This is a genomic window from Microvirga arabica, assembly GCF_016811235.1.
In the GTDB taxonomy this organism is placed as follows: Bacteria; Pseudomonadota; Alphaproteobacteria; order Rhizobiales; family Beijerinckiaceae; genus Microvirga; species Microvirga arabica.
Genome location: NZ_JAFBID010000012.1, coordinates 1 through 12,495 on the forward strand (window position 1 = coordinate 1; position 12,495 = coordinate 12,495).

15 protein-coding genes and 1 pseudogene are annotated in these 12,495 nt (G+C 60.2%); 4 read left to right on the forward strand and 12 right to left on the reverse strand.

The window, feature by feature from the left end:
- Positions 1–257, forward strand: a 257-nt coding sequence (locus JQC81_RS08590) for a transposase (RefSeq protein ID WP_203271400.1), incomplete at its 5' end; no start/stop codon positions are given.
- Positions 258–275: 18 nt separating this feature from the next.
- Here JQC81_RS08590 and JQC81_RS08595 read toward each other — a convergent pair.
- Positions 276–833, reverse strand: a pseudogene (locus JQC81_RS08595) (NAD(P)-dependent oxidoreductase); the annotation flags it as partial.
- Between the two features lie 140 nt (positions 834–973).
- Positions 974–1,171 carry a hypothetical protein gene (locus JQC81_RS08600; RefSeq protein ID WP_203271401.1) on the reverse strand — a complete coding sequence of 66 codons (198 nt, stop codon included), beginning with the start codon at positions 1,169–1,171 and terminating at the stop codon, positions 974–976.
- Positions 1,172–1,389: 218 nt separating this feature from the next.
- Here JQC81_RS08600 and JQC81_RS08605 point away from each other — a divergent pair, with 218 nt between their 5' ends.
- Positions 1,390–2,232 carry a universal stress protein gene (locus JQC81_RS08605; protein WP_203271402.1) on the forward strand — a complete coding sequence of 281 codons (843 nt, stop codon included), beginning with the start codon at positions 1,390–1,392 and terminating at the stop codon, positions 2,230–2,232.
- A 48-nt stretch (positions 2,233–2,280) separates the two neighbouring features.
- On the opposite strand, the gene JQC81_RS08610 is transcribed toward JQC81_RS08605, so the two are convergent.
- The 5 genes from JQC81_RS08610 to JQC81_RS08630 all read right to left on the reverse strand — a co-directional run bounded on the left by JQC81_RS08610 (position 2,281) and on the right by JQC81_RS08630 (position 6,343).
- Complete coding sequence (locus JQC81_RS08610; protein ID WP_203271505.1) at positions 2,281–2,598, reverse strand: c-type cytochrome; 318 nt, start codon at positions 2,596–2,598, stop codon at positions 2,281–2,283.
- Positions 2,598–3,002 carry a hypothetical protein gene (locus tag JQC81_RS08615; RefSeq protein WP_203271403.1) on the reverse strand — a complete coding sequence of 135 codons (405 nt, stop codon included), beginning with the start codon at positions 3,000–3,002 and terminating at the stop codon, positions 2,598–2,600. The genes JQC81_RS08610 and JQC81_RS08615 overlap by 1 nt, the downstream gene beginning before the upstream one ends.
- Positions 3,003–3,131: 129 nt before the next feature.
- Entirely contained in the window at positions 3,132–4,727 is a 1,596-nt protein-coding gene (locus tag JQC81_RS08620) for an MBL fold metallo-hydrolase (protein ID WP_203271404.1), read from the reverse strand.
- 168 nt (positions 4,728–4,895) lie between these two features.
- Positions 4,896–5,480 carry an NAD(P)H-dependent oxidoreductase gene (locus JQC81_RS08625; RefSeq protein ID WP_203271405.1) on the reverse strand — a complete coding sequence of 195 codons (585 nt, stop codon included), beginning with the start codon at positions 5,478–5,480 and terminating at the stop codon, positions 4,896–4,898.
- Positions 5,481–5,506: 26 nt separating this feature from the next.
- Positions 5,507–6,343: a universal stress protein gene (locus tag JQC81_RS08630; RefSeq protein ID WP_203271406.1), complete on the reverse strand. Its 837-nt coding sequence runs from the start codon at positions 6,341–6,343 to the stop codon at positions 5,507–5,509.
- Between the two features lie 601 nt (positions 6,344–6,944).
- Between JQC81_RS08630 and JQC81_RS08635 the strand changes: the two genes are divergently transcribed.
- Positions 6,945–7,361 carry a hypothetical protein gene (locus JQC81_RS08635; protein WP_203271407.1) on the forward strand — a complete coding sequence of 139 codons (417 nt, stop codon included), beginning with the start codon at positions 6,945–6,947 and terminating at the stop codon, positions 7,359–7,361.
- Here the strand turns inward: JQC81_RS08635 and JQC81_RS08640 are convergent.
- Entirely contained in the window at positions 7,335–8,510 is a 1,176-nt protein-coding gene (locus tag JQC81_RS08640) for a type II secretion system protein GspD (RefSeq protein WP_312887495.1), read from the reverse strand. The two genes, JQC81_RS08635 and JQC81_RS08640, sit on opposite strands and share 27 nt — an antisense overlap.
- On the opposite strand from JQC81_RS08640, the gene JQC81_RS34300 reads away from it, so the two are divergent.
- A complete protein-coding gene (locus tag JQC81_RS34300; protein ID WP_203271409.1) occupies positions 8,409–8,732 on the forward strand; it encodes a LysR substrate-binding domain-containing protein in 324 nt (107 codons plus the stop codon). The two genes, JQC81_RS08640 and JQC81_RS34300, sit on opposite strands and share 102 nt — an antisense overlap.
- Before the next feature lie 45 nt (positions 8,733–8,777).
- Here the strand turns inward: JQC81_RS34300 and JQC81_RS08650 are convergent, their stop codons facing one another.
- The 4 genes from JQC81_RS08650 to JQC81_RS08665 are packed head-to-tail and all read right to left on the reverse strand — an operon-like array spanning position 8,778 to position 12,470.
- Positions 8,778–9,548, reverse strand: a complete 771-nt coding sequence (locus JQC81_RS08650) for a metallophosphoesterase (protein ID WP_203271410.1) — start codon at positions 9,546–9,548, stop codon at positions 8,778–8,780.
- 7 nt (positions 9,549–9,555) lie between these two features.
- Positions 9,556–10,431, reverse strand: a complete 876-nt coding sequence (locus JQC81_RS08655; RefSeq protein WP_203271411.1) for an ABC transporter permease — start codon at positions 10,429–10,431, stop codon at positions 9,556–9,558.
- Positions 10,428–11,261, reverse strand: a complete 834-nt coding sequence (locus JQC81_RS08660) for an ABC transporter permease (protein WP_203271412.1) — start codon at positions 11,259–11,261, stop codon at positions 10,428–10,430. Before JQC81_RS08660 ends, JQC81_RS08655 begins: the two co-directional genes overlap by 4 nt.
- Positions 11,262–11,318: 57 nt before the next feature.
- The gene (locus JQC81_RS08665) at positions 11,319–12,470 is read right to left on the reverse strand and encodes an extracellular solute-binding protein (protein ID WP_203271413.1); all 1,152 of its coding nucleotides are present in this window, start codon (positions 12,468–12,470) and stop codon (positions 11,319–11,321) included.
- Positions 12,471–12,495 lie beyond the last annotated feature (25 nt).

Below are 12,495 nucleotides of genomic sequence, written 5' to 3' on the forward strand. Positions count from 1 at the left end.
ACAACCTGGCGGTCCACAAGAGCGAAAGGGCCGCGCAGTGCCTGAAGCAACGCGGCGCCTGGTTCCTGTTTCTGCCTCCGTACAGTCCAGACATGAACCCGATTGAACAGGCCTTCGCCAAGATCAAAGCCCACCTGCGCAAAGCTGAAGCCCGAACCTTCGACGCGCTCTGGCGCGCCCTCGGTGACATCTGCGATTTGTTTGAGCCGCAAGAATGTTGGAACTTCCTCAAGGCCGCTGGCTATGCGTCCGTGTAAGCGTCCGATGCTCTAGCGCACCCCCATCTGCTCGCAGACCGGATTGAGCTGCGGATCGTAGGCCAGCACGGTGCAGCCGAAGCCTGTGAGAATCCGGCACACCACCTCGCCGATCTTGCCCGTTCCCACCACGCCGGCCGTCTTGCCTGCCAGATCGAACCCGAGGAGTCCATCCAAAGCGAAGTTGCCCTCTCGAACCCGATTATAGGCTCGATGAATGTTGCGGTTGAGGCTGAGAATGAGCGCAATCGTATGTTCGGCCACCGCATGGGGCGAATAGGCCGGCACCCGCGCCACAATGATGCTCTCGCGCCGGGCCGCTTCCAGATCGACGTTGTTGAACCCGGCGGCGCGAAGGACCACGAGCTTCACGCCCATGGCCGCCAGATCGGCAAGAACATCCGCGTTCACCTCGTCATTGACGAACACGCAAACGGCGCCAGCACCGTTGGCTAGGCTACATGTGGTGGTGGAGAGACGTGCCTCATGGAATGACAAGAAATGCCCTGCTGTGGCATTCGCCTCCTCGAGAAAGCGGCGGTCATAAGGCTTGGTGCTGAAAACCGTGACATGCATCGGCAAGGCTCCCTCCGGCTGGCGATCACAAGCCTAATCTCCACCATTATCCGGTCAGGCTGGGAGAGTAGATTATAGCGTCGCCTGGATTTGGTGCGGCGAGCAACCCGCTCCAAACATGTCTCACCAAGCCTTGGCTTTTACGGCGATCTGCGAAAGCGGTTCATCGTGATGGCCCATTGTGACGGCCAGAAGGCCAAGATGGCGACAATGGCGGTAATCAGAACGAGAGCCACCATCACCTGGGCAACGCCGAATACGGCGGCATCCCGCGCGACGAACCAGCTCGTCACAACTCCTGCGGCGATCAGAAGAACCCGGACAATCCAACCGAGCATGGCGTCCTCCATCCCCTTTTGGGCTCGTCCTGACAAGCCCTCCAACTCTGCAAGGTCGATGAACCCTTGAGGTATAATTCAAGCCGATCCTATCGGAGCGCATTGATGCAGATCAAGGCTGACGGCGACTAGGAAGCCGACGATACGTTCGGCGGTTTGAGCCTCTGACGCTGGATTGAGTTTGAGGCATCTGCGCTCAAATCTGGAGGGAGGATACCATGGTGCAGAACATTCACAGCATTCTCATCGGGATCACCGAGGAAGGCGATGCCCAGGAGCGCTCCGCAGCCTTGGCTTACGGGCTCTCACTCGCCCGTACGGCTGGGACCCATGTCACGGTCCAGGCCGCATCGCTGAAGCTGACAGTGACCCACGCCTTCATCAGCAACTTCGCCGAAGGACTCGTAGCAGCCGAGAATCGCCGCCTGGATGCCTTGGCGCATACTGTCGCTGAAGCCTCCCAACGGGCGGCGGCTGCATCGGGCGTCGCCTGCACCACGCAGGCACCGCACTTGGCCTATCCTGCCTTGGTCAAGAGCTTCACCTCTCTGGCACGGACCCATGACCTGACCGTTCTGGATTCGGAGCCGATCTCGCTCGCCGTCGACCGGGGGCTGATCGAGGCGGTGCTCACCGACAGCGGGCGACCTCTCCTGATCGTGCCACAGGGCCATGAGGCCTTCGCGGGAGACCGGATCATGGTGGCGTGGGACGGCAGCGCCAAGGCAGCGCGTGCTCTGAATGATGCCCTGCCCTTCCTGCGCGCAGCCTCGCAGGTTGAGTTGGTCAGCGTGACGGGAGAAAAGGATCTGACTCACACTGTCCCTGGAGCCGAGATTGCTCCCCATCTCGAGCGCCACGGCATCCAGGTGAATGTCCTGTCCCTGCCCGTCCAGAATGGAGATGTGGCCGAGACATTGCGCAGTCATGCGCACCTCACGAGGACCGACATGATCGTGATGGGCGCCTACGTGCATTCGCGCCTGCGGCAGATGATGTTCGGTGGCACGACGCAGTCTCTGCTCAAGAACTGCCCTGTCCCTCTATTCCTGTCTTACTGAGCGTGGGAGGGGCGAGACGTTTGTGCGAAACGTCTCGCCTGGGGCACTCTATCCCTGGATTGAGTTCAGATAGGCGAGAAGATCATTGATCTGAGCGGGGTCGAGTTCGAACTGAGGCATCGACGGGTGGCCGGTTGTAATGCCCTCGGCGAAGGCCTCCGCCAAATCCTCAATGGGGTAGAGGGTATGGAGCGTCCGGAACGGGGGTGCTTCCGGAATGGGACTGTCGCCGAAGCGGCCGATGGCATGACACTGGGAGCAGTTGGTCTGCGCGAAGGTGAAACCGCGCTGCACGCGCCCGGATTGGGCCAAGACGGCCGATGAGCCAAGGGCCAGTGCAATGCACAGAAGAGTGAGCCTCTTCATCATTGATGCTCCTCTGCTCTGGCAGGTTCTGCCTGCTTTACGGAGACCACCTGGAAGGTATGGGGCTTCTCGTCGCCATCCTGGATCGTGATGTATTCACCCTCGGCAAAGCGATGCTGATGCAGGCGATAGCCGGCCTCCTCGTCGCCAGGACGGCCCTGGTTGTAGTCGATCATCCAGGTTGCCCCGCCGGCTCCACCGGGGCTGTGGATCAGAATGCCGTGCCGCTCCCCCTCACCGGCCCAGAACCGACGAACCCGGCAATAGGCCGGTTTGTCCGCCCACTCCTCCTGATTCAAATGCCCCTGGGCATTCAGAGGCGCAGTGATCTCGTAGCCGTAGCGCGGGCTGCCCTCCGGAAACTCTCTGCTGCGGGCCAGATGAAGCGTAATATGGTAGAACATGTGTCCCTCCCAGGTTCAGGGCGCGTCCCAAGCGAAAATCGCCATTGTGGCAAAGCTTAGAAGCACGCCCCTCGAAAACCTTGATTGGGATCAATTCGATATCGATCCAGGAACAGAAGGGCAGTAGAATCACCCTCTAGAGCCGCTTTTTAGCGCATCCCGGATGCGCCGGATGATAACTCCCTTAGCCTTTTTGTCGGCGGCGGCCTCGACGGCATCGTTGATGTCAAGAAGCAGCTCCGCATAGTCGTTGTGCCAATCCCGGTGGCCGGCGCTTGAGCCAGGCAGCCGCGCCTCATGGCGTTCGACACGCGCGGGTTGCTCGCCGCTCAGATCATAGACATCGTCAATCTCAGGGATGAGTGCATCCGGCACTCGCTCCAGGTCAGCCAGCGCCGATTGCAGGGCCTTCAGGGCCGGATCCTCCCCGTGAACCAGGAAGACGCCGCGACGCACAGGCAGGCGCTCCGATAGCCATGTCTTCAACTCGGGACCGTCCGCATGACCTGAATAGAGGTCGAGCGTCCTCATCCGGGCGCGGACCTTGATCTCTTCGCCATGGATCCGGACTTTCGAAGCACCATCCTGAAGGATGCGACCAAGAGTGCCTTGCGCCTGGAAACCGACAAAGAGAACCGTCGCCTCGTCCTTCCAGAGCCAGGCCTTCAGGTGGTGCCGGATCCGACCCGCCTCGCACATGCCGCTGGCCGCTATGATGATGTGGAAGCTATGAATGCGGTCGATGGCCTTGCTCTGCTCGACACTCTCCGTGAAGCGAACCCATCTGGATTCGAGCGCCTGCACCAGGTCCGAGCCGTTCCTGAGCTCCCCGGCATGGCGCTTGAAGATGGCGCTGGCCTTCGAGGCCAGGGGCGAGTCGATAAAGATTGGAATATCTGGCAACTCGCCCGCTTCCATCAATTCCATGAGGTCGACGAGCAGTTCCTGCGTCCTCTCCACCGCGAAGGATGGAATGAGCAGAACCCCGCTCGGGCGCATGGCCGCTCGCACCTCGTCCCGCAGCATCCGCCGGCGCCGCTCGATGGTGGTACCGGCCCGATCCGTGTCGCCATAGGTCGACTCAAGGACCACGTAGTCGAGGTCGCGTGGCCCGTCTGGGTCAGGCTGAAGGAGCTTGTGGTCCGGGCCGAGATCACCGGAGAACAGAAGACGGGTCCGCTTGTCATTTTCGCCGGACGTGACCTCGATCTCGACAGAGGCCGAACCCAAAAGATGGCCTGCATTCCAGTAGCGAGCCCTAAAACCCAGAGCCACATCCTGCCATCGACCGTAAGGCACGGAACGGAACTGCCTCAGGGACGCTATGGCGTCGTCCTCCGTGTAGATCGGAGACACGGTCTCGCGTCCCCGCCGACTGTTGCGGCGGTTGAGCTGGTCGACCTCCATTTCCTGAATGTAGCCCGAGTCCGGAAGCATGATCGAGGCGAGATTGGCCGTCCCGTCCGTCGCGTAGATCGGACCGTCGAAGCCGGCTTTCACCAGCTTCGGCACGAGGCCGCTATGGTCAATATGCGCATGGGTGAGGCAGAGCGCATCGATGCCGGCCGCACGGAAGGGGAGATGCTGGTAGTTGAGCTCCCGCTCCTCCTTCGATCCCTGAAACATGCCGCAATCGACCAGGATACGGGCAGCATCCGTCTCAAGCAGGAAGCAGGAGCCGGTCACGGTGCGGGCGGCGCCAAAAATGTGGAGACGAAGCGACAAGGGGAGCTCCGATGTATGACGAATGATCAGGCGGGGCGATCATGACCTCTCACACGTCATCGTCCAGCTTGGTTTGTCCAATCATGGTCTGATCTTACTCCTGAAAGAGACTTTCGCCTCATCGCAATTTCGTCCAGCTCCCGCGGACGGGATAGCGCACCGCACATTCTACCGAGCCCGCACCCCGAGCTGACGAACGGCGTTGAGCCATGCTGTCCGCTTGGCATCGCTCATGCCTTCGATCATGCCGATGAGCGTGTGCCGGTTGGGGCCGATCCCGACGAGGGACAGGATGCTGCGCTTGAGGCTCTTGAGGCTGTGCGCACCGAAGTACCAGCGATAGGCAAAGCCCGGCATGCCCATGGTGATGATGATTCGGGAGGAGCGGCCCTTGAGGGCTGTCTTCCAGTTCGCCCCTCGGCTAGCTCCTCCGGTCATGAAAGCCGGGCGGAACGCCTGCTCCATGAAACCCTTGAGGAGGGCAGGCATTCCGCCGAGCCAGAGAGGATAGATGATGACGAGATGCTCAGCCCAGGCGAGCGCCTGCTGAGCGTCAGCAATGGCAGGCGGCGGAGGTGCGCCCTCCCAATCGCTTTTGGAGCGCAGCAGCATAAAATCGAGATCTGCAATCGCAATGACGCGGACCTCGTGCTCCCTTTCTGTTGCACCCTGAGCATAGGTATCGGCCAAGGCATGGCAGAAGTGCCGGCTGTTGGTGCTTGGATGACCCTGAATGATGACGATCCGAGTCATGCCGGCTCCTCGCAGCAGCTTGAGAGCTAATGGGCCATCAACACGGGACGGTCCGCGAGCGTCAGCATATCGAGGGTTGCGCCACCGAAGATCTGTTCACGCAAACGGGTATGTCCGTAGCCGCCCATGACGATGAGATCGGCGGAGACACTTTCTGCTTCCTCAAGCACGATATCTGCAACACGTCGGCCCTCGCTTTCGACGGTGATGACCTCTGACACGATTCCATGTCGATTGAGGTGAGCCTTGATCTCGGATCCGGCCTCTGCTCCCGTCTGAGGGCCAATCATGAGAACCGCAACGCGGGTGGCTTTCTCAATGAAACTCAGCCCTTCACTCAAGGCGCGAGCGGCCTCGCGGCTGCCGTTCCAGGCAACGAGAACCGTCTGAGTCGGCCCATGGTTATGCCAGCCGGGAGGCACGATCATGAGACCGCGCCCACTACCGAACAGCACGGCTTCGATAAGGTCCAACCAGACAGGCTCATCGCCAGCACCATAAGGCCGCGTCGTGACGAAGAGATCAGCATACCGGGCCTGTTCCGCGACCCTGATCGGCATCGTGCCGGGGATTTCGTCGAAACGACGCAGCTCACTTGTCGCCTGGAGGCTTGTGAGCCTCTCAGTCAAGCGCTTGGCTGCAGCGTTACCCTCCTGGCGCGCCTGCTCTTTCAGGTCCGAGACAGCCTGCACGACGGCGGCAGCACCTCCGTCGAAAGGCATGGCAATCGACAGATCCGGCAGGGAATTCGTGAAGACACCGATCAGATGTGCCTGATTAGCGGCGGCAATGGCTTGGCCATATTCAAGCCGGACTTCGTCTTCCGAGCCCCCGTCCAGATGAACCATGATGTCCTTGATCATTGCCGCCCCTCTGCTCGCCTCAACCGGTAATATCGCCGGGTCATCAATCGCAATATTGTGAGATTTAGACTGAGAAATGCTTTGATCTATCGCAAGGCACCGAGCGAAGACCGCCGGTGATCTCAGTTTCCAGAACATTGATGCTCTTAGCGCCCGCAAAAGATGAGGTGAAGGTCCGCAAGGGCCACTTTCACAACCTGCAGGCACCGGTGTCGTGAATCCTTCAGAGCCGCGGCACCGAAAGGGTTACACGCACCAACTGTGTGCGCCGCTCGTGTAACCTATCAGCCCTGATTTGCCTGGGTTCTTTTGCGGGTCAACTACTTGAGGGTTGATAATACCCTGGCGAGGATTGTGCCAGTCCGTCCCAAACCCGTTTCATTTCGAGCGCTTACCAGCTGCTTATTGTAAGCATTTTTACCACTCTTTCGGACCAACGCCGAGTTCGAAAACAGGTGCGATTTGAGAACATAGATAGCAATAAGAGCAGCTCGTACTTTTTTCCCGCTCTGCCTGACTGTCATAAAAGTGTCATCGAAACTTCACTGTTACGGTCCCGTGACGGCTGATAACGGTCGGCCATCGATCACAGGAGAAAGCCGTGGCTGCAGACAGACAGGTTATCGTTCAGGATTTGGCATACAACACTGAGAAAGCTCTCAGGCGCGGCAAGAAACTCGAGAAGACTCTCCTTAAGGTGGTTGCTCAAAGCGAGCCAGGCTCCGCTGCAGAGGAGTTTCTGACATCCGTCCGGCAGGGAATCAAAGTGTTGAAGAAGGAAGCCAAGAAGACCGAGCGGTCGCTCACTTTGGTCAAGACAAAGGCTGTGGAGAAGACGAAAGCTCCCTCCCGGAAAGAGCCGGCGCCGAAGCCCGGGACTGTCGAGGAAAAGCCCCGGCGCACGGCGAATCGGTCGAGGAAGAAGCCACCCGCCACACCAGAGAAAGCTTCCGGCTCGGGAAACGCCCAGAGCCTGACGTCGGCGGTACTCCTACAAACGCCCGTACGGGGCTCCTGACACTCCCTGCATGCGCGCCTTGATCTCCTGGGTGATGTTGTGGACATCAAGGCGGCTGCCGATGACGGTCGGGCGGATGATGATCAGAAGTTCCGTTCGACCTTGATCGTTGACGGCATCATTGGTGAAGGCCGTTCCGAGCAGGGGAATATCCTTCAGGATTGGCACGCCAGCCTTTCCTTTGGTTCGCCGGGTCGATATGAGGCCGCCGAGAACGATCTCGGTCCCGCTTTGTGCCGCAACCGAGCTGTTGATCTTGCGCTGGCGGATGGTAGGCGAGTCGATGGCAGATGTCTCATTCTGCACAACGTCGCTTGCCTCCTGGCTGATGTCGAGCATGACGAGGCCGCTCGAGTTCACCCGTGGCGTTACCGACAGGATGATGCCGGTATCCTTCATTTCGATGTCATTGACGACAGGCGTATCCGGGTTGACGACACTTCGCGCGGAGCGGGTGGCTACGGGAACTTGATCGCCCACCTTCAGGTTCGCCGTCTGGTTGTCCAGGACAGTTAAAGCGGGCGAGGAGATTACCTCGATATCCGTGATGCTTTCGAGAGCATTGAGCACGACCCTGCCGGAACCGACCTTGAATGTGTAGTTGAATCCGGGCAGATCGTTCGATTTGGCGGTGCTGCCGTCATCCAAAGATACACCGTGGTTTCCATACTGAAAGAACCAGCGCACGCCATGCTTGAGTTTATCGTTGAGCGACACCTCGACGATGGTGGCCTCGATCAGGACCTGAGTGGGGAGAACATCGAGCCGTCGTATGGCGGCTTCCACCAGCCGATAATCCTCTGGCTTCGCGATAACGACGAGGGAGTTTGTCGCGGTATCCGCCTTGATCTGCACGGCCTCGCGAAGCTGGGTCCCGTTCGGATTGATCTCCTGTCTGTTGTCTGCACTCCGCTCTGGGAGTGCTTCAGATGCCATTGCCGGCAAGGAGCTTGGGGCCGGCGTCTCGCCAGAGACACTTTGCATTGAAACCGGCGTCAAGGCAGGCGTCGTCGCCGAACCTTCCAGCTTGAGCTGCTTTGAACCTGTTTGAGTGCCGAGCATCCCATTGAGAACCTCGGCGATCTCGTTCGCCCGCCTGTTCAGGCTACAGGTTCTCGGTATCTCGGCCGCTCGTGGATCGTCACCGATTTTTCAGCCAAGCTCTCACTCATCCGGGCAGGCCTCGGATGGGGTTATGTCCCGCGTCATCTCCTCAATGCCCAAAATGTAGACGGCATCTTGCAGGAACTGGATGTCGAAGATCCCCACCGCCAGAGCGAATACCCGGTCTTTGCCGTCCATCACAAAGTACGCAAGCTCGAGCCTGCCGCACAGCGCCTTGTCGAACTCCTGTGGCAAACGACCATCTGACAGGGCCTTGAACCGACAGGCCTCAAGGACCTGGTTGCCTTCGGGTCACCTTGTCAGCATGCCGATATTCAACGGGCAGTGCTGTGTCGCAAGTCCCGCGCCGTCGATCCAGCGGTGAAGCAGGAAGCCCGGCATTTCAGCCTCATGGGTCGGACGGCCCGCTTCGAAGCTGCATGCCTCCTGATACCGGACCGGAGGAGCGATCTGGCAGATTGCGTTGCCGAACTGCCCGAGCAGGGATCGATGGTGGTGCCCGGAGAGAACGCGCTCCACCTGCCTGTGTCGGGACAGGATTCCGGAGAGTCGTTCGGCACCTTCGAACAGGCGGATGGAATCCTTCTCCTCGATCCCACACTGAAACGGCGTATGATGAACGAGGATGACAGTTGGAACGGATGTGTCGGCTGCCAGAGCATTGTCGAGAAAGTCGAGCGTCTCATCGTCGAGGGCACCTTCGACCTTGCCGGGAATGAGGCTGTCCAGCCCGATCAGCCGCACGGGCCGGGTCTCCACCACGAAATTCAGCGGACCTGAGGCAGGCATGTAGCGAAGGCCAGAGAGGGCCGAGCGCATCGCCTCCCGATCGTCGTGATTGCCAGGGACCATGTAGACCGGCATGGGCAGAGGGCAGAGATATCGCGCCAGCAGAGCGTAATCGTCGGGGCTTCCCTCGCCGACATCTCCCGTGACGACGACCACGTCGGGCTGCGGCAACAGGCGCATCAGACTTTCAACGGCCTGCTCGGTATGGACATTCGTGGCCGAGAGCGGCGCCCTGGCGCAGACATGCAGGTCGGAGAGGTGAGCGATCAGCATCTGGGCCTCACTGTCCGACCTTGGCGAGCACGTCGGCGCGCAGCAACCGCTCGACGACCAGCATGAAGCCGATTGATGGAACCAGGAGGATGAGAGCGGTAATCGAAGCAATCTGATAGTTGCCGCCAGCACTGGCCGTATAGAGCAGCAGTGGCAGGGTATTCACTTCGGGAGCCCCAACGAAGAAGGTCGCAGTGAACTCATCAAGGGATTCGAGGAACACGAAGACGGCGCTTGCCATCAGGCCCGGCATGGCCAGCGGCAGGGTAATGTCGGAGAATGTCCGCAGAGGTCCGGCCCCGGAGATGCGTGCCGCCTCTTCCAAGGCATGATCCACGGCTGCAAAGGCCGCCGTCGCGATCCAGATGGCATAGACGAGCCCGTGGACCGTATGGACCAGAACGACGCCGAGGTAGGTTCCGTTAAGCCCGACATCGTAGAAGAGGCGAGCAATGTTCATATAGACGGGCAGGTTCGGAAAGGCCTGAGGCACGAGGAACATGAGCAGGACTAAGCTCCGCATCGGGAGTTTGAGCCGCGCCAGAGCATAGCCCGCCGGGATTGCAAGCGACAGGGAGAGAACCACCACGCCAACGGCAATCGAGACGCTGTTGACCAATGACTCCACCGCATTGCCGCGCGGGGAGAACACCCGGCCCCAATAGGCGAAGCCATAAGCGGACGGCAGCTTATTTGGGAAGAACCAGCTCTCCGCGACGGTCCAGAGCAGCATGTTGAGAAGTGGCCCGAACACTGCGAAGGCGAGCAGACCGAGCGCTAAGCCTCGCAGAAGCAGGCGCAGCGCCCGGCTTGGCAACCATGTCGTGAGATGGGTTGCCGTGCTCGACGGCAAGGCTGGGGTGTTGAGAACGGAACTGCTCATGCGATCGCCCGAGATTTGTCTTTCGACGCTTGGCGCAGATAGAGCCATGCCACGCCGCTTGTCAGAAGGATCGAGATGACCCCAAGTGCGTTGGCGACGCCGTAGTCTCCATAGGAGTTGATGCGGAATGCCATATTGGCCGTGATCGTAGTGGGTGTCTGTGCGTTGATCATGAGCGGCACTGACAGGACGGACATCATGGTCACGAAGCTTAAGGTCAGACCGACCGTGAGACTGGCTCGCACCTGAGGCACGATGATCTCAAGCAGGATGCGCAGGCGCGACGCGCCAAGATTGCGTGCGGCCTCGATCATGCTCCGGTCGAGGGAGGCCATGGCTCCGGCGACAAGCAGCGCGACGAAAGGCGTCTGCTTCCAAACGAAGGTGATGACGATGCCGCGCCAGTCAAGGAGGCTTACGGCGCTGACAGGTTCGATCAGCTCCAACCCGACGAGTGTGTTGTTGAGCATGCCGTTCTTGGCCAGGAACGTGCGCATGACCTGCCCCGCAACCACGAACGGAATGAAGAGCGGCCAGCGGTAGAGCCATTTGAGAATAGCCACGGAGCGAGGATTCTCGCCCAGCACCAAATATCCTCCGATGGCGATCGAGAACACGCCGACAAGGGCGGTCGAAAGCGCAATGATCAGCACCGTGAAGACGATGTCGTTGCGATAGAGCTCGTAGGCTTTGATGAAGTTGGCCCAGCCCCAGCCTTCAGGAGACCAGAAGGCGCTGATCAGGGAATATGCTAGCGGATAAACGAAGAAGAGCACCACCATGGCAAGGGCGGGCGCAACAAGAATGGGGCCGAGAGCTCGCTGATTCATGGGTGATCCCGAAGCTGGCGGAGCCGGCCTGCATGGGGCCGGCTCCGCCGAGAGCCATTAGTTGGTCGCGGTCTGACGCTCGTAGGATTCAAGGATCGCGTCGAAGTACGGGCCGACCGGGAAAGACTTGCCCTTCGTGGCGAGGTCGTCCGGCGTCACGTCCGTGAACAGCTTCTGCCAGGTGGCACCATCGAGTTTGGCCTGCACGTGCTTGGCGTCGATGCCCGGATACCAGCTGAAGCGCTTCACGATGCCTTCGGCCTGCACCTCGGGGCTGGTGGCGAGAGCCACAAACTTCTTGGCAAGATCCGACTGAGCGGCCTTGGCCGGCACCACGTAGTACATCGGCTGGCCAGGCATGCCGGGGCCGACGAGCTTCAGCTTCATGCTGGGGTTGAGGCGGCCTTCCGCCTTCCAGGAGTAGAACATATCGACCCACACCGGGCCCATGGCGATCTCGCCGCGGTTGAGCATGTCCAGCGTACCGGCATTGCCTGGCGTGAAGGTCACGTTCTTGTTGAACTCCTTCAGGTTCGCCATGGCGTAGTTCCAAGCCTTCGACTTGGTCAGTTCGGCGTCGAAGGGACCGTTCTGCAGCTTCTTGGCATCCGGGCCATAGGCGTACATCCAGCCCATGACGAAGCTCACGCCCGACATGCCGCCCTTGATGCCGTTATAGCCGAACTGCTTCGGGTTCTTCTTCGCCCAATCGACGAGTTCGTCATAAGTGGACGGCGGGTTCTTCACGATGTCCGGGTTGTAGGCGATCGCCGTCTGGCTGTGGAACATCGGCATCACGTAGCCGTCCACCGGCGTGCCCAGGGCAGCTTTCGAAGAATCGCGAGTCGCGAGGTTGGCCGTCTGGATGCCCGAGCGGTAGTTGGCGAGCAGCTTGTCGGTCACGAGCTTGCCGGTGATCTTCTCGTGAACGACAGCCACGTCCACGTCCCAGGCAGGGGCGTTGGACTTGGCTTGGGCGTCGAGGCGCTCAAAGATCTTCTGCGAGCCGGCATCGCCGGGGCCGGTGCCCAGCGCCCGCACCTTGGTGCCCGGGTTCTGCTTCTCGAAGAGCGGGCCGAGATAGTCGTTGATGTAGTCGACCATGTTCTGGTCGCCGGCGGTAGCGACGTTGAGCGTGGTCTGCGCCTGAGCGGTCGAGGCCAAAGCAGCCGCGAACACCCCGGCGAGAAGGATCTGTGCCGGTTTCATGAAGGTTCTCCTGGTCGTCTCAAGA

Bases quoted from the DNA above. Each gene is read 5' to 3' on its own strand.
- JQC81_RS08600 (WP_203271401.1), bottom strand. From the start codon at position 1,171: ATGCTCGGTTGGATTGTCCGGGTTCTTCTGATCGCCGCAGGAGTTGTG.
- JQC81_RS08605 (WP_203271402.1), top strand. From the start codon at position 1,390: ATGGTGCAGAACATTCACAGCATTCTCATCGGGATCACCGAGGAAGGC.
- JQC81_RS08610 (WP_203271505.1), bottom strand. From the start codon at position 2,598: ATGAAGAGGCTCACTCTTCTGTGCATTGCACTGGCCCTTGGCTCATCG.
- JQC81_RS08615 (WP_203271403.1), bottom strand. From the start codon at position 3,002: ATGTTCTACCATATTACGCTTCATCTGGCCCGCAGCAGAGAGTTTCCG.
- JQC81_RS08625 (WP_203271405.1), bottom strand. From the start codon at position 5,480: ATGACTCGGATCGTCATCATTCAGGGTCATCCAAGCACCAACAGCCGG.
- JQC81_RS08630 (WP_203271406.1), bottom strand. From the start codon at position 6,343: ATGATCAAGGACATCATGGTTCATCTGGACGGGGGCTCGGAAGACGAA.
- JQC81_RS08650 (WP_203271410.1), bottom strand. From the start codon at position 9,548: ATGCTGATCGCTCACCTCTCCGACCTGCATGTCTGCGCCAGGGCGCCG.
- JQC81_RS08655 (WP_203271411.1), bottom strand. From the start codon at position 10,431: ATGAGCAGTTCCGTTCTCAACACCCCAGCCTTGCCGTCGAGCACGGCA.
- JQC81_RS08660 (WP_203271412.1), bottom strand. From the start codon at position 11,261: ATGAATCAGCGAGCTCTCGGCCCCATTCTTGTTGCGCCCGCCCTTGCC.
- JQC81_RS08665 (WP_203271413.1), bottom strand. From the start codon at position 12,470: ATGAAACCGGCACAGATCCTTCTCGCCGGGGTGTTCGCGGCTGCTTTG.